Origin of the sequence: Streptomyces sp. SID13726 (genome assembly GCF_010548375.1) — a bacterium.
Classification (GTDB): Bacteria; Actinomycetota; Actinomycetes; order Streptomycetales; family Streptomycetaceae; genus Streptomyces.
In genome coordinates this window covers 266,027-282,252 of record NZ_JAAGLY010000008.1, presented here as the reverse complement: position 1 = coordinate 282,252, position 16,226 = coordinate 266,027, and the positions used below count along the sequence as shown (strand labels likewise).

12 protein-coding genes, 1 pseudogene and 1 CRISPR repeat array are annotated in these 16,226 nt (G+C 70.2%); of the genes and pseudogenes, 5 read left to right on the top strand and 8 right to left on the bottom strand.

Going from position 1 to position 16,226, the window contains the following annotated elements:
- The first annotated feature begins 461 nt into the window (after positions 1–461).
- The 5 genes and pseudogenes from cas5c to G3I78_RS23445 all read left to right on the top strand — a co-directional run.
- A complete protein-coding gene (cas5c, locus tag G3I78_RS23465; protein ID WP_203615379.1) occupies positions 462–1,217 on the top strand; it encodes a type I-C CRISPR-associated protein Cas5c in 756 nt (251 codons plus the stop codon).
- Between the two features lie 7 nt (positions 1,218–1,224).
- Complete coding sequence (gene cas8c / locus G3I78_RS23460) at positions 1,225–3,042, top strand: type I-C CRISPR-associated protein Cas8c/Csd1 (protein WP_164427665.1); 1,818 nt, start codon at positions 1,225–1,227, stop codon at positions 3,040–3,042.
- 85 nt (positions 3,043–3,127) lie between these two features.
- A complete protein-coding gene (gene cas7c / locus G3I78_RS23455; protein WP_164427664.1) occupies positions 3,128–4,000 on the top strand; it encodes a type I-C CRISPR-associated protein Cas7/Csd2 in 873 nt (290 codons plus the stop codon).
- Positions 3,997–4,662, top strand: coding sequence for a CRISPR-associated protein Cas4 (gene cas4, locus G3I78_RS23450; RefSeq protein WP_164427663.1), 666 nt, complete (start codon positions 3,997–3,999; stop codon positions 4,660–4,662). Before cas7c ends, cas4 begins: the two co-directional genes overlap by 4 nt.
- Positions 4,569–4,907 (top strand): annotated as a pseudogene (locus G3I78_RS23445) (CRISPR-associated endonuclease Cas1); the annotation flags it as partial. The gene cas4 and the pseudogene G3I78_RS23445, both read left to right, overlap by 94 nt.
- 290 nt (positions 4,908–5,197) lie before the next feature.
- A CRISPR array of direct repeats spans positions 5,198–8,576; the repeat unit is 37 nt; unit sequence GTGGCGGTCGCCCTCCGGGGTGACCGAGGATCGCAAC.
- Positions 8,577–9,688: 1,112 nt separating this feature from the next.
- Here the strand turns inward: G3I78_RS23445 and G3I78_RS52110 are convergent.
- The 8 genes from G3I78_RS52110 to G3I78_RS23405 form a co-directional block, all read right to left on the bottom strand.
- Positions 9,689–10,141, bottom strand: a complete 453-nt coding sequence (locus G3I78_RS52110) for a hypothetical protein (RefSeq protein WP_239158018.1) — start codon at positions 10,139–10,141, stop codon at positions 9,689–9,691.
- A gap of 113 nt (positions 10,142–10,254) precedes the next feature.
- Positions 10,255–10,467: a hypothetical protein gene (locus G3I78_RS23435; RefSeq protein ID WP_164427661.1), complete on the bottom strand. Its 213-nt coding sequence runs from the start codon at positions 10,465–10,467 to the stop codon at positions 10,255–10,257.
- A 65-nt stretch (positions 10,468–10,532) separates the two neighbouring features.
- Entirely contained in the window at positions 10,533–11,666 is a 1,134-nt protein-coding gene (locus G3I78_RS23430) for a DnaB-like helicase N-terminal domain-containing protein (protein ID WP_164427660.1), read from the bottom strand.
- Positions 11,666–12,934 (bottom strand): DNA cytosine methyltransferase, encoded by a 1,269-nt coding sequence (locus G3I78_RS23425; RefSeq protein WP_343243833.1) that lies wholly within the window; start codon positions 12,932–12,934, stop codon positions 11,666–11,668. The genes G3I78_RS23430 and G3I78_RS23425 overlap by 1 nt, the downstream gene beginning before the upstream one ends.
- A gap of 5 nt (positions 12,935–12,939) precedes the next feature.
- Complete coding sequence (locus tag G3I78_RS52105; protein ID WP_239157981.1) at positions 12,940–13,812, bottom strand: hypothetical protein; 873 nt, start codon at positions 13,810–13,812, stop codon at positions 12,940–12,942.
- An 87-nt stretch (positions 13,813–13,899) separates the two neighbouring features.
- Complete coding sequence (locus tag G3I78_RS52100; protein WP_239157980.1) at positions 13,900–14,184, bottom strand: hypothetical protein; 285 nt, start codon at positions 14,182–14,184, stop codon at positions 13,900–13,902.
- A gap of 574 nt (positions 14,185–14,758) precedes the next feature.
- Positions 14,759–15,472 (bottom strand): DUF317 domain-containing protein, encoded by a 714-nt coding sequence (locus G3I78_RS23410; protein ID WP_164427657.1) that lies wholly within the window; start codon positions 15,470–15,472, stop codon positions 14,759–14,761.
- Entirely contained in the window at positions 15,469–16,140 is a 672-nt protein-coding gene (locus tag G3I78_RS23405; protein ID WP_239157979.1) for a hypothetical protein, read from the bottom strand. Before G3I78_RS23405 ends, G3I78_RS23410 begins: the two co-directional genes overlap by 4 nt.
- Between the last annotated feature and the right edge of the window lie 86 nt (positions 16,141–16,226).

Here is a 16,226-nt window from a genome sequence, read left to right as displayed (position 1 = left end):
ATGGCCGAGGATCGCAACTTGGTGTTCGCGCTGTTGTGTCTGGCCATTGACGCGGGGCCTGGGGAGCTTGTCCCCGGGCCCCGCTTGTTGCTGTGGGACGCCGTACGGGGATGGGCGTAGGTCTGTCGGATCTCTGCGCAAGCGTCGGCAGCCGCCCGTCACTCTCGTCAGCATTAAGCGATACAGGCGAAGACCAAGAAATAGAGAGTGAGATCGTCGTGTCCCTGGACCCCTCAATGACTCCGGCACCCGTCACGGTGGCAGGAGTCGTCGTGATCGTCGTCATCGTCTTAGTCCGTCACGGCCGGCTTCGATTCCGCTTCCACATCGGGTAACCAGCAGGTCAGCGGGCGATGTCAGTGGCTTCCCCTACGGTGAGCAGCCGCTGACGTCGCCCTCCTGGGTGGCAACACGGCGAATTTCGCGAGCAGTTGGTATGAACAGAAAGGAGTGATGTGCACATGTCGTCCCGAACGGCCGCTGCATCGCAGCGAGTTGCACGACGCGGCAACGACGGCTGGGCGTTTCCCGATCTGGTGGTGGAGGTGGCGGGCCCGCTGGCCTGCTTCACGCGGCCCGAGCTGAAGGTGGAGCGGGTCTCGTATCCGGTGATGAGCCCGTCCGCGGCGGTAGGGGTGCTCAGCGCTGTCTTCTGGAAGCCGGAGTTCCAGTACGTGGTGCGGGCGATCGAGGTCCTCGCCCCGATCGAGTGGACCTCGATCCGCCGCAACGAGGCCAAGTCCGTGATCACGGCCGGGGAGGTCGCCGCCCTGCGCAAGGACCCGCGCCGCCGCTACGACGTGGAAACGGACCGGGACCAGCGCAACAGCATGCTGCTGCGCGATGTCCATTACCGCATCCGCACCCAGGTCGTCCTGACCGGGCGGGGCAGGTGCGAGCGTGAGGAGAAGTACCGCGAGCAGCTGCGCCGGCGCGTCGACAAGGGCGCCTGCTTCGCCCAGCCGTTCCTCGGCTGCCGCGAGTTCAGCGCCTCCTTCGGACCGCAGACCGACACGGTGCCCATCGCACGGGACGAGGATCTCGGCGTCATGCTGCACTCGATCGTCTATCCCGCCACTGGGGGCGAGCAGTACCGCTGGTTCCATGCCCAGCTGCACCAGGGCGTACTGAAGGTGCCGCTCAGGCCACTGGGGGCGGGCGAGGTGGCCATGCCCGACGGCTCCGGCTGGCGTGCTGACGGGGCTCAGGCGGGGTGAGGCGCCGATGCTGCTGAAACGCCTGACCGAGGCCGCCGAACGCTTCGAGGACGACGGCGCACTCCCCGCGGCCTACTACCGGCCCAAGAAGATCCAGTGGGCACTGCGCATCGACATCGACGGTGTCGGCGCCCGGCTGTATGACCGCCGCCCGGCCAAGGGCTCGAAAGACAAGCCGCTGTCGAGCAATGCTCCCTACGCCTACCGCTCGGGCAAGACGCCGCCTGCGAACCTGCTGGTCGACACTGCACAGTACGTCCTGGCGGTGCCCAAAGCCGGTCCGGACGGCGCGGTGAGCGAGACCTCTGCGGCAGAGGCGGTGCGCCGCCAGGGCGAGTACGCCGAGCTGCTGCTGGCCTGGACCCGCACCGCCGAAGGCGACCCGTACGCCCAGGCCGTGCACGCCTTCGTCACCGGCGGCGGCCTGACCCGCGTCGACCTCCTGGACGGCATCGCCCCGGCCGACACCGTCGCCCTCATGGGGCACGACGGAACCTGGCTGCATCAGCTGCCCACCGCGCAGGCCGCGTGGGCGGCGACCGTCCGGGCCCGCAAGGCCGGCGACGGGGCGAGGGGCCTGTGCCTGGTCTGCGGCGAGCAGGGCGAACTGCTGGCCACGATCCCCGAGAGCATCAAGTCCGGGGCCATCCCCACCAGCGGCCTGGGCCGCGACTCCCAGCTGATCAGCATCAACGCCGCCGCCCAGGGACGCGGCGGAGCCCTTCAGCTGGTCAACACCCCGGTATGCGAGCGCTGCGGCAGCCGCGCCATGGCCGCGCTCAACCTCCTGCTGGCCACCGACACCCACCGCCGCCGCGGCACCGACACGGTCACCGTGTGGTGGACGAGGGAGCCGGCCGACGATCTCTTCGAGTCGCTGGACACCCCGACCGAGGAGAGCGTCGCCAAGCTGCTGGACGCCCTGCACGAATGCCCCGACCCCGTCGCCGCCGAACGACTGGACCCCAGCGCCTACTACGCGCTCACCCTCGGCCTGAACAACGCCCGCGCCGTGATCCACGAATGGCTCGACATCCCCGTCGGCCGCCTGCGCAACCACCTCGGCGCCTGGTTCGCGCACCACCAGGTCCACGACGGCTGGGAGAACACCTACCGGCGCCTGCCGCTGTGGCACCTCGTCCTGGCCGCCGGCCGCTGGGACGGCAAAACCGGACGCTACGTCGCCCGCAGCGCCCCCAAGGGCCTGGAGCAGGAACTGCTGCACGCCGCCCTGACCCGCGGCCCCCTGCCCGCTCGCCTGATGCCCCACCTGCTGCAGCGCATCCGCGCCGACCGCCGCGTCGACCACCCCCGCACCGCCTTGCTGCGCCTTGCACTCCACCCCAACCGGAAGGACCACCAGGTGACCGGCCCCGCCCCCCAGCTCGACGAGCCCAATACGGAACCCGGCTACCTGTGCGGCCGCACCTTCGCCATCCTCGAAGCCATCCAGTACGCCGCTCTGGGAGACATCAACACCACCATCGGCGACAAGTACTTCGGCACCGCGATGACCGCCCCCGCCGCCGTGCTGACCACCCTGCGCACTGGAGCCAATGCCCACCTCAAACGGCTGCGCCGGGACAAAAGGGCAACCTACTACGCCTTGGACGCCCGCCTGGCCGAGGCATTCGCCGCCCTCGCCCAGCTCGACGACGGCATCCCCCTGCTGCTGCCCACCCGCCAGCAGGCATGGTTCGTCCTCGGCTACGAACAGCAGCGCGCCGCCGACAACGCCGCCCGCGCCGCCCACAAGAAGGCCCGGGAGGCCGCCGCCACCGGCAGCGGACCCGACGAGCCGGAGCCCGAACCGCCGACGGCCTAGCCGCCCACACGACGCCGCGGGCGCCGCCGACGGACACAGCCCGCCACCCGCCCTGAACCCCCGCCACGACAAGGAGTGCCCTTCCATGACCGCGCCGCACCACGACCCCACCCGCAAGATCGACTTCGTTTACCTGATCGAGGCACGCGACAGCAACCCCAACGGCGACCCCGACGCCGGCGGCATGCCCCGCACCGACCCCGTCTCCGGCCAGGGACTGATCACCGACGTCGCCCTCAAAAGGAAGATCCGCAACACCGTCTCTCTCCTCAACGAGGAAGACAACAAACCTGGCTACGACATCTACGTCGAGGCCGGCATCGCCCTCAACGCCCAGCACGAGCGTGCCTACGCCCCCGACGCACTCGGCGAGAAGGCCAGCCAGCTCGACGCCCAGCAGTGGATGTGCCAGACCTTCTTCGACATCCGCATGTTCGGCGCCGTCATGACCACCGGCAAGAAGGACCGCCAGGCCGGCCGCGTCCGCGGACCCGTCCAGCTCACCTTCTCCCGCTCCGTCGACCCCATCACCCCGCTCGAATACAGCATCACCCGCGTCACCCCCACCAAACAGGAAGACGTGGACGCCGGAAAGAACACCGAGATGGGCTCCAAGCACATCGTCCCCTACGGCCTCTACCGCGGCGAAGGCCACTTCAGCGCGCCTCTCGCCGCCCGCACCGGTGTCACCAGCGACGACCTCGCCATGTTCTGGCGTGCCTTCGCCCTCATGTTCGACCACGACCGCGCCGCCGCCCGCGGCGAACTCAACCTGCGGGGCCTGTATGTCTTCACCCACGGCGACAAGTACGGCAACGCGCCCGCACGCCAACTCCTCGACCGCATCACCGTCAAAGGCCCCGGCGACGCAACCGCCCGGTCCTTCACCGACTACCAAGTCGAGGTCCAGGAAGCCGACCTGCCCGAGGGCATCACCCTCACGACCCTGATCGGATGACCGCACCCGCGACCCAGAGCGGAGAGGCAGACCTCGTCCAGGTCTCCCTCTCCGCTCTGGAGCACTACGCCTACTGCCCACGACAGTGCGGGCTCATCCTCCTCGAAGACGCCTTCACCGACGACGCCGCCACCGTGCGGGGAACCCTCCTCCACCAGCGTGTCGACACCCCAGGCAACCGGGGCCGAGGTGACGTACGCACACTCCACGCGCTGCCCGTCTGGCACGACGGCTACGGTCTGACCGGCATCTGTGACACCGTCGAAGTCCATGCCGACGGCCGTATCCTGCCCGTGGAGCACAAGTCGGGCCGCTACCACCCGGGCGGCCCAGCCGAGGTACAGGCCGCGGCCCAGGCGATCTGCCTGGAGGAGATGTTCCACCGTCCCGTCCCCGAGGCCGCGATCTATTCCGCAGCCGACCGCCGGCGCCACTCAGTGACCGTTGACGACGCACTTCGATCCCGTGTCCTCGAACTCACCGACGCGGTACGCAGTTTGCTCACCACCGACCGGTTGCCTTCTCCCGTCGCCGACAGCCGCTGCCGACGCTGTTCCATGGCCACCGGATGTATGCCACGACTCCTCGCCGGCACCCACCGCTACCGCCAGGCCCTCACCGATCTCTACCTCCTCGACGACCTCCAGGACAGCGACGCGTGACCACCGAACTCCTGAACACCCTGTATGTACAGACACAAGGCGCCGATCTCCGCCTGGAACACGACACCCTCCGCGTTCAACTCCCCGACACCCCGGGGCGACGGGTCCTGCCTCTGCGCCGCCTCGACGGCATCGTCGTCTACGGGCACATCAACCTCTCCACCGAACTCATCACCCGCTGTGCCCAGGACAACCGTCCCATCACCTGGATGACCAGAGGCGGCCGTTACATGGCCCGCCTCGACGGAGCCGTCCAGGGAAACGTCCTGCTGCGGCACGCCCAGCACCGACTCCACGACGACGCGGGACCGCTTGCCCCAGGGTGGCTTCGACAGCGTGCAGACTCTTGGCATCGCCCAAGTACAGCCACACCGCGAAGACCTCGTCTTGTGATCGTTCGCTGCTGCTTCGGAACCTCAAGTGCACACGCGACACGCGGACCACACCGAAGCAGAACGCCCGTTTGTGCCCTACTTTTCTCCCCCCGGTGGCTTTCAAAAACCACAAGCTACTGTGAACTAGCTGGCCAGCCAGCGTGGCGGTCGCCCTCCGGGGTGACCGAGGATCGCAACCCCCTGGTTCGGTTTCGGGAAGGCGGGCCATGATGGTGGCGGTCGCCCTCCGGGGTGACCGAGGATCGCAACCTCGTACTTCTCCTGCGCGTCGACGGCCTCGCTGATCGTGGCGGTCGCCCTCCGGGGTGACCGAGGATCGCAACTTCAGATCGAGGCGTGCGGATTCGTCGATGCGGTGGTGGCGGTCGCCCTCCGGGGTGACCGAGGATCGCAACATCGACGGACGCGACGGCCTCTCCGCCCTCACCGACGTGGCGGTCGCCCTCCGGGGTGACCAAGGATCGCAACCCTCCCCTCGTACGGGCGATTCGCGAGGAATCTCCGTGGCGGTCGCCCTCCGGGGTGACCGAGGATCGCAACACCACGGCCACGTCGTCCAGGTATTCGCTGCCGCCGGTGGCGGTCGCCCTCCGGGGTGACCGAGGATCGCAACAACTCCAGTACGTGCTGCGTCGCCTCTACTGCCGCGTGGCGGTCGCCCTCCGGGGTGACCGAGGATCGCAACGCCGCCGTCGCCCCGAACGGCACGCGCAACATCGAAGTGGCGGTCGCCCTCCGGGGTGACCGAGGATCGCAACGCCCGGGGCGGCGTGTACGACGTGCTGCCCGGCTACAGTGGCGGTCGCCCTCCGGGGTGACCGAGGATCGCAACCGGTACTCGCACGTCGAATACCGGGCCAACCCGGGAGTGGCGGTCGCCCTCCGGGGTGACCGAGGATCGCAACTGCCCGTCGATGATGTCCAGTCCCGTCGGCTTCCCGCGTGGCGGTCGCCCTCCGGGGTGACCGAGGATCGCAACTCCCTCTCGGCCTACGCCGGTATCGCCGCGGTCGTGTGGCGGTCGCCCTCCGGGGTGACCGAGGATCGCAACCGCGCATCTGCTGGTCGCTGGCCCCCGAGTCGCGGGCGTGGCGGTCGCCCTCCGGGGTGACCGAGGATCGCAACCCAGCGGGCGGGCAGCACGCTCGGCGCGACGTCCACGTGGCGGTCGCCCTCCGGGGTGACCGAGGATCGCAACACCGAGGCCGGGCTCTCGCACGACCAGCCCACCGGGAGTGGCGGTCGCCCTCCGGGGTGACCGAGGATCGCAACTTCAACCCGGGAACGCTCGTGGGCGAGGGGTGGCTGTGGCGGTCGCCCTCCGGGGTGACCGAGGATCGCAACTTCGTGATCGCGAGGGTGTGCGCGCCCGAGCCGCCGTGGCGGTCGCCCTCCGGGGTGACCGAGGATCGCAACGCCGCGACCGACCTCGTCCCTTACGTCCGGGCCGTCGTGGCGGTCGCCCTCCGGGGTGACCGAGGATCGCAACGGCGGGGCCGCCGCCGCCAGCACGGCGGGCGAGGCCGTGGCGGTCGCCCTCCGGGGTGACCGAGGATCGCAACATCTCGTACTGCTCCGTGTCCATCCGCGCCCTCCGTTGTGGCGGTCGCCCTCCGGGGTGACCGAGGATCGCAACTGCGGGTCGGCTGGGGGGGCGGTGGTGTCGGCGGTGGTGGCGGTCGCCCTCCGGGGTGACCGAGGATCGCAACGTCGGGTCCTGGCGGTTAACGAGCACCGACGGCGTGGTGGCGGTCGCCCTCCGGGGTGACCGAGGATCGCAACTGGTAGCGGCTCTCGCTCTTGGTCGCGCCCCGCAGTGGCGGTCGCCCTCCGGGGTGACCGAGGATCGCAACGCGGGAGTGCTGGCGCAGGTAGCGCCGGAGGCCACCGTGGCGGTCGCCCTCCGGGGTGACCGAGGATCGCAACGTTCTTGCGTCGTCTGGGAATGCCCTGCCGCCGGGGTGGCGGTCGCCCTCCGGGGTGACCGAGGATCGCAACACCTGCCGCTACGGCTGCACCGCCGAGGCCGTGGGCGGTGGCGGTCGCCCTCCGGGGTGACCGAGGATCGCAACCTCGATCAGGACTTCCTCGTCTACGCCAAGGTCCGTGGCGGTCGCCCTCCGGGGTGACCGAGGATCGCAACTCGGGATCGACCGGGAGCTCCCCGAGCCCTGCCGCGGTGGCGGTCGCCCTCCGGGGTGACCGAGGATCGCAACGGAGAGGAGGCGGCCATGGCGCGATCCGGTGTGCGGGTGGCGGTCGCCCTCCGGGGTGACCGAGGATCGCAACCAGGTCGTCACCTCGTCTACGCGCCCGTCCTCCCCCGTGGCGGTCGCCCTCCGGGGTGACCGAGGATCGCAACAACAAGCCCGGAACCACCTGACCGTGTCCGGCATAGTGGCGGTCGCCCTCTGGGGTGACCGAGGATCGCAACTGCAACGCCCGGGCGGACTGGGTGAGCGGGCCGAACGTGGCGGTCGCCCTCCGGGGTGACCGAGGATCGCAACGACGCGGTCGCACGCCCGGTGATCGATCCGGACTAGTGGCGGTCGCCCTCCGGGGTGACCGAGGGATCGCAACTACAGCGACGCCGCCGACAAGGCCCGTCGCCCTCCGGGGTGACCGAGGATCGCAACCTCGGCCCCGGCGGCGCGGGCGCGGGCCAGCCGCTGCACCGTGGCGGTCGCCCTCCGGGGTGACCGAGGATCGCAACCCTGTGGGTGCGAGCTGAATGGTGACGTCGACACGGCGTGGCGGTCGCCCTCCGGGGTGACCGAGGATCGCAACACCAAGAGGCCACGGAGTCCTTCGGCGCGTACGTCGTGGCGGTCGCCCTCCGGGGTGACCGAGGATCGCAACGGCACGGACGAGGCGACGCCGCTGCGGATCCGGCAGGTGGCGGTCGCCCTCCGGGGTGACCGAGGATCGCAACGTCAAGATCTGCGAGGCGGCCGGTCTGCCGCCCATCAAGTGGCGGTCGCCCTCCGGGGTGACCGAGGATCGCAACTTCCACGCCCTGCGCCACCAGCAGGTCGCCGCGAGTGGCGGTCGCCCTCCGGGGTGACCGAGGATCGCAACGGCGGTCGCGAGGGCGTAGTGCGAGGCAGCCAGCGCGTGGCGGTCGCCCTCCGGGGTGACCGAGGATCGCAACAGCGTGCCGCCGTGCTCGGGGCACACGCCCCACGGCAGTGGCGGTCGCCCTCTGGGGTGACCGAGGATCGCAACTTGACGATGGCGACGGCAAAGCTGACCGAGGTGACGCGTGGCGGTCGGCCTCCGGGGTGACCGAGGATCGCAACCATGGCTCCTGCCGGGAGACGGCCAAAGCCCTGCTCGTGGCGGTCGCCCTCCGGGGTGACCGAGGAACGCAACGACGAGTGGACCCACCGCTACGACAGCAGCCACACGGTGGCGGTCGCTCTCCGGGTTGACCGAGGATCGCAACCTCATAAAGCCGGGACCGCTGCGCGTCCTGCGCCTGGCGTGGCGTCGCCCTCCGGGGTGACGGTGCCTCGCACGTGGCGGTTGCCCCGGGGCGACCGAGGATCACAACGGGGTGTGCGTGCACAGCGAGTCCGGCAGCCGGGTGTGGCGGTCGCTCTCCGGGGACTAAGGATCGCAACAACTTCGACACCGGCCGTGCGCAGCACGGCTTCACCGTGGCGGTTGCCCTCCGGGCGACTGAGGATCGCAACGAATACCTGCTGTACCAGGCGTACGGTCGTCCCCGGGGTGACCGAGGATCGCAACGGCGTGCTCCCAGTCCAGTACCGTGACCAGCAGACGGCGGCGGTCGCCCTTCCGGGCGACCGAGGATCGCAACGTCAAGGTCCTCCGTGGTGGACTGCGGGCCTTGCCGGTGGCGGTCGCTCTCCAGGGCGACCGAGGATCGCAACAAGGCCCTCGGCCAGGGCATGCTCGATGGCATGACGGTAGCGGTCGTCCTCCTGGGCGACCGAGGAGCGCAGCAACATGTACGCCGGGAAGCTGGGTGGCTGAGGCACCGTGATGGTTCCCTTCCCGAGCAGCCGAGGATCGCAACGAGATAATGATGCGGTCCACCCCGCCGTACGTAGGGGGGTGGCAAGCGTCTTCCCTGGCGGCCGAGGATCGCGACCGTGTCGAGCGCGGGACCGGGGCGGGGGCTGACAGGTCAGTGCGGTCGGCCGGCCTGGCGTTGCGAGCGTGGTGGCGTGGTGGTGGCGCGCACCGGAGTGTAGACGGAGGCGCGGATGGCCCAGGTGCGCTGGTTGATGCTGGGGCCGGCCAGATGGTCCAGGTGTCGAGGGGCTGGTGGGGTGCGTTGGCGGCTAAGGCGTCGAACTGTATGCCGGCGTCGCCCGTCTGGGGCTGCCAGTGCAGTCGGCTGCCCTCGACGGTGGGTGTCCATCCTGCTTCGGTGAGGGGTCGGGTGGCCTGGGCGACGGTCTTGTCGGTGACCGCGGTTCCGAGTGCGGTCTCCCATGCTTGAGCGTCGCTGAGGGCGGTGAGCAGGGTGTGCAGGATGGGTTGGGGGGTGGTGGGTGTGATGGCCATGTGCCACATGCGCTCGCTGACCAGGCTCTCGTAGGCGGCGATGGTCCACTGCGCGTCGCGGGGGCCGGCTCCGTGTTCGAAGAGGATGCGCAGGGTCAGTGATTCGTGGGTCGCGACACTGGTGCCGTCCTCCCAGGTGTTGTATCGCTCCCAGTCGCCGTTGTCGGTGAGGAAACCGTCGAAGGCGGCTTCGTGGTTGCGGGCATCGGCGGCGTGGGCGGGCACGCTCTCCGGTTCGGGGGCGGGGGCGCGGGTGGGGTGCCGAGGGAGGTGCGGGCTCGGGCGGCTTCGCGTTCGGTGTCGGTCAGGGCGGGGCCGGGACGCATGGTGGCGGCGTGGAGCCGTTCGAGGACGGTCAGGGCCTGGGCGGGTGAGTCGAAGCTGTCGGCGATCTGCCGCAGGTGGTCTTCGCCGTGGAGGTAGACGCTCTTGCCGCTGTCGAGGTGGGTGCCGACGGCGACGGTGCTGTGGCCGTCGTCGGCGTGGGCGTGGATGAGGAGCCGCGCGTAGCGGATGTCGTTGTAGATCTTCTGGGCTTCGTTGGACATCTCCCGGATTTCCTCGCGGGTGCTCCAGGGCATGGGGTGGCTGGCCCAGGTCCATTCCTCGTCGATCGCTTCGCGGAGCCGGTCGGTGATCTGGGTGGTGATGCCGTGGGCGGTCAGGGTCTGGGCGGCCCTGTCGGCCCAGTGGGTTCCTCGTGGTCGATGCGGGCCATGACCAGGGTGTGGTCGTCGAGGGCTTCGAAGCCGTGCGCGGTCAGCACGGGGTGGGCCAGATCGTGGCGGGTGCCGGTGAGGGTGGCGGTCACGGCGCTGGCGTGGGAGGGGTGGATGTCGAGGCGGACGTGTGCGTCGGTGGTGGGCGGTGTCATGACCTGGGGTGCTCTCTCGTTCCGATGCCCGGGCCGGAGAAGCCCGGGTACCGGTTCGTTCGGGGTCAGCGGGACAGTCGTACGGCGGGCGGGGTCGTGGCCGGTGGCGGGCCGGCCCGGGGTGCGGCCGTGGCGCTGGCCTGGGCGGACCTGGTCGCCAGAGCCGGGGAGGTGGCGTGGTGCCAGCGGGTGCGCAGGGAGTTCAGGTCGGCCAGGGCGCGGCGGCTGCCGGTGATGAGCTGGTGGGGGGTGTTGGCGAGGTCGTCGGTGTACGTGGTGATCCGTGTCGCGACCGTGTGGGCGCGGGCGAGCAGCGCACGCCGAAGGACGTTCTCGCCCCAGTATTCGGGGGATGCTGCGGGTGTGGAGATGAGAGCTATCAGGTCGCGGGAGGTGAGGGTGTCGGTGATCAGTCCGCGGTGCTGGGCCTCGCTAAGGACGGTGACGGGGTCGACCATATCGCCGCGGTGGACCAGGGCGGTGATGCACTGCCAGAGCGTGGCGTGCAGCGGCCAGATGAAGTCCTCCGCCGCCAGCCACCGCATCTGCGCGACCTCGGCCGGATAGGCGGTGGCGGTGGCGAGCAGGCAGCGTTCCTCGTAGAGGTCTTCCTCGCCGCCGTGCCGTGCGGCGGTGGGTGCGGGCGGGGTGCGGGGAAGAGAGCCGGGGTGCGGGGCGAACTGGCCGGCGAGGTCGTCCAGGAGGCGGGCGAGGGTGTCGGCGTGGGCGAGGGTCGCGGCGGTGGTGTCCGGCCCGGCGGGATCGGTGGCGGTGAGTGCGAGGCGTTCGGCGTGCAGGCTCAGGGTGCGGCGGGCGTGGTCAGCGCGGATCATTCGGGCGTACGCGGCGGCATGCTTGGGCTGCGGGCAGAACTGGATGAGGCTGTGGAGGTAGGAGGAGCTCAGGCTGCGGGACTTTGGCCGGGCGTGTTCCAGCACCTTGGTGAGCCATGCGGCGTCTTTGGCATGGTCGGCGGGGTCCGGTGTGGGGAGGGTGCGGATCGCGGTGAAGAGGGTGGCGTGGTTGTGGTTGTCGAAGTGGCCGGCGGTCAGGGTTGTGGTGTCGGCCAGACGCTGGGGGTCGAGGAGGAGGGCTCCGAGGAGGGCCTGTTCGGCGTAGTGCACGGGCTGGAGAGCAGCCCGTACGCGGTCCAGATCGTCGTCCTCGGTGATGTCAGGGGTGTCGGGGGTGTGGGGCATCAGGCGGCGAAGGCGAAGTCGTCGGGGTTGACGGGCTTGTTGAGGTGCGAGGCGAGCAGGTGGGCTGCCAGGCGCGGGGGCACGGCGTTGCCGATCTGGGAGAACTGCTGGCCCTTGTTGCCCTGCCAGGGGTAGTTGGCAGGGAAACTCTGCAGAATGCCCGCTTCGCGGGCGGTGATCCTTATCGGATCCGGCACCTGCTGCTCGCCGTCCATGCTGCTGGCGGTGGTGTCGGCGACCCAGGTGCATTCGTTGGCCCGGTGGCCGAAGAACAGGGTGCCGGCCGGTTCGGACGACCTCCGGACGGTGGCGTTGGCCTGGTTGTTGCTGCGCAGCGACCACGCCCAGTGCAGTGCATCTGGGGTGCGTGCGGGGGCCGTATCCCGGGTCGGGCGGTTCTTGTCAGTGCCGTGGCTTGTGGCCGGGCCGGAGCTGTCGCGGCGGAGGTGTTCGTCGGGGTGGGTGTCGCTGCGCGGCGTCCAGGTGCCGCGGGCGCGGGCGTCGGAGAGGGTCTTGCGGGAGCCGGAGGGGAAGGGTTCGGGTCCGCCTCCCGGTCCGCCGCCCGCGCACACGGTGGGCACGGGACGGTCGGTGGCGCCCCAGCCCAGGGCTTCGGCCATCGACACCCAGCGGGCGCGGCCGGGCCCGAACAGCGACTCCGGTTCGGCCACCGGTGCGTGGGTGGGCGGCGGCGGTGCCGCGGTGCGGGTGCGGGAGGCGAGCAGGATCGCCCGCCGCCTCGTCTGAGGGACGCCGTAGTCGGCGGCGTTGAGGATGCCGGTCCATACGGAGAATCCCCAGGCGCGCAGGATGGCGGCGTACTGCCGCCACAACGGCAGGACGTCCGGGACTTCCTCCATGAGCACCCACTCCGGCTCGCCCACGCTGTGGAGGGCGTGCAGGTAGCGCATGGGTTCGGCGGCGAGGAGCGAGCGCTGGTCCGCGCACGCGCCGAGCAACTGCTCGCGGGTGTCGCGGCCGGCGGCCAGGTCGGCGACGGCCTGGTGCACGAGGGGCTGGTCGACGAGACCGAGGCGCTTGCCCGCCATGCTCCATGCCTGGCACGGAGGGGAGGCGATCAGTCCGAGGACCCGGCCGGAGAAGATCCACACGGGGTAGGTGGCGACGTCGGTGCGGATCGTCAACTGCCCTGCCTGGGCGCGGGTCTTGCACGCCCACTCGTCCCACTCCAGACCGACATCCCGCGTGCCGAGAACGGTGAGCGCGTGGCTCCAGCCGCCGGGGCCGGCGAACAGGTCCAGGATGATCCGCCTCAAGAAGCCAGTCCGAACTCGTCCTGGACCGGCTCGACCTCGCCCCGGCAGGCCCAGGGGGAGCAGCCGTCGACCACGCCTTCCTCCAGTTCCTCGACCGTGGAGGACGGCGCGTCGAGTTCCTGCTGGCGTGCCGCCCATTCGGTGGCCGTGACGTGGTCGATGGGGGCCTGGTCGAGCGGGACACGGGAGCGGTGCAGGAACGCCTGGCCGAGCAGACGGTTCCCGGAGGCGTTGGCGCGGGCGTTGCCCTGACGGATGGCCGAGTCGAACGCCACCACGTCCTGCCATTCCTGAGGACTGGTGTCCCGGATGTTCCGCCACTGCTGGTTCCCGTGAAATGGGCATCCGAGGCAGCTCGATTTCGGTGTATCGGCCAGGCCGATGGACGTCAGGTATTGGATGCAATCCGTGCGTGACCAGTTCAGGTCGATGAGGGGGTGCCGGTTGCGCATGTAATTGACGTCGGCGTCCTTGGCTCGATGAAATTCATCGGTGGAAATTCCGACCCACTGCTCGACGAATACACCCTTCGGGATTCGCAACGGATAGGGGTATCCGAGAATCTCCCGAACCTTCTTCTTGATCGGCTTGATTTTATATTCCCCGGTGCACTGTCGCCTGTTCATACCAGGTTTGCCGTCCTGATTCAGGATGTAGAGCGGCATGGAAGCGAAGCGGTGTTCCGGGTCGAGTGCGTCGTCGCGGATGTTTCCGGAGGCGACGCGCAGAACGGGTATCCCGGCCGGTTGTGCTATCTCCTTCTCCAGGCGGTCGAGATGGGCGTAGACGGCCTTCGGTTCCCATCCGGTGTCGGCGAAAATGGCGTAGTCGACCTTGGGGAGAATCCCGTTGGCTGACAGGGCGAGCATGGCGCTGGACTGAACTCCGGCACCGAGTGAGATGGATCGGAATACGGGGATGGCAGAAATGGGGCGTCCTTGCGGTGAACGGGATGGTCAGCGGCGGTGAGCCGGAGTGCGGGCCGCGGCGGCCGTCGGCAGGGGCGGAGCGGGGCGGGCGGTGGTCCACGCGGTGGGGCGCGGCCGTGCGAACGAGGCGGCGAGGTCGCGGCGCCCCGCCGCGGTGAGGTGGACGCGCTCGTCGCAGAACCAGCGAGGGCAGTCCTCGCGCAGCACGAGGCCGCGGCTCTCCAGGGCGCGGATGGTGGTGATGCTGACGCGGGTGTCCTCGCGGCGCAGGGAGGGCTTGTCGTCGGTGACCGTGACATCGCCGCGGGCCACGGCGCGCAGCGTGCTGTTCTGAGTAGGGGAGAGGGCAGGAGACTGGTACTCGGGTACGAAGCCGCGGTAGCGGCGTTCGGCGACGAAGAGTTCGGCGGCGGACAGGGCGTCCGGGGAACCCAGGGCGGTGAGGCTGGCGACGAGGGCGAAGCCTTCGCCGGCCTCCTGGCGGGCCTCGCTTTCGGGCAGGACTCCCGCAGGCCGTCACCGACTTCCACGGGAAGCCCGGCGCGGGTGCGGTCGAGGATGTCGACGGCATCGATGAGACGGTCGGCCGCGTCGGTGGCGAGGTGGGCGAGTCGGCGTACGCGTGCGTACACCGCGCGGATCTCGGGGCTGTGGTATATCGGCTGGGCGTTGAGCGTGTCCACGATGGTCAGCGCGGACCGGGCCAGTGCCTGGGCCGACAGGGTCTGGGCGCCGAGCAGGGTGGTGGGCTCCTGGTGGTTCAGCGCGTGCGGCAGGTGGGCGTCGTTGAAGCGGGTGAAGTCGGCGGCCAGGGCGGTGAGTTGCTCGGCAGGTTCAAGGCAGAGGGTCTTCTCGGTCAGGGACAGCTCCGTGGGCGAGGGTTGACTCAGCGGCGTCGGAACGAGCGGTCGAGCTGAGCGAGGGCGTGATCGGTGTGCGGAGTGATCGCGGAGCCGCGGACCGGAGTGATCACGGTGCCGTGCCCGTGCCGCGTCATGAGGGGGATGTCGGCGAAGGCCCGTTCCACTGCCGCGGGCGCGGCCAGGTGGGCGAAGAAGTTCCGGACGAGGCCCTCGGGGGCATCGCGGGTGAAGGTCGCCAGCGGCTCGTCTTCGTAGAAGACGTGCTCGGCCCGCCAGGTGATGTCCTCGTCGGGTGTGTGGAGCAGCCGGCAGTACCAATCGGGCGAGGACAGGACGCCGTCCTCGACGGACCAGTCGTTGAGCGCCGCGAGCGAGTCCAGGGGCATGTCCGTGATCGGGATGCGCTCGGCATGCCGGTCATCGCCGAGCAGTTGCGGCAGAGCCTGGGTGACGGCGGCGATGGCCTCCATCGGCGTCGGCTGGCTGAACTGCACTTCCCAGTAGGGCTCGTGGTGGGCGATCGTCCACCATCGGCCGAGAGGGTGGAGGGGATCGAAGTCGCAGAACACGCTGCCGTCGGGGCTGTCGATCCTGACGTGCCCAGTGGCGGTGTCGTGCTGCGGGTGCCAGCCGAAGAGGTGGATCAGCGGGCCGATCACGTCGGCGATCCGGTCGCCAGCGCCTGCCATGTAGCGCGGGGAGACCATGACCCGGTCGTCGGGCGCGTACTGGCTCATCGGCGCACCCCCTGCGCCGCCGTGGTCGTCGCCGCGGTGGCCGCTGCCGCCGCCAACGGGGCACGAGGGCGAGGCCCGTCCAGTGCACGGCGTCCCTGCTCGGTCACTGTGATCTTCTGTCCGTGATAGAGCGAGGTGCTGTTGTCGGCAGTGACGAGTCCGCGGTTGTTCAGGGCCCGGTAGGTGGCGATCGAGATGCGGGTGCCGTTGTCGGTGGCGACGCGGGTGACGCCCATCCCACGGGTCGCGCTCTCGTACAGCCGTCCGCCGTCCGCAAGGGACTTGAGGGCGTCGTACTGGGTGAGCGTGAGTGCGGGCACGGACCTCTGCTCGGCGGAGGCCGCCGTACGGTCCGGCACGGAGGAGAGGTCCTCGGCGATGCCGTGGGCGAGGTAGCGGCACCCGGTCGCGCTCAGGTCGAGCCGGTGCGCGGCATCGCCCAGGAGCCCGGCCATGCGCGGCACCGCGGCGGCATGCCGCGCGGTGCGCGACGCGGCATCATCGGCCGGGTAGCCGGCGACCGGCCCGCCCTCGTACGCGTTCGCGGACAGAGCGTCGGCGAGGTCGTTGCCGGCGCGAGAGGCACTGGAGACGACCGAGGCCATCAGCTCCAGACCGGCGCCGCTTCCAGCGAGACGGGTGTATGCGCTGTCGTCGAGGGCCGTCAACTGCCCGAGCGCGCTGGCCGTCAGCTCCTGGGTGGCGAGCAGCAGCGGCCCGATACGGCGCAGCGCATCGGCGCCCGGGGCGGGGG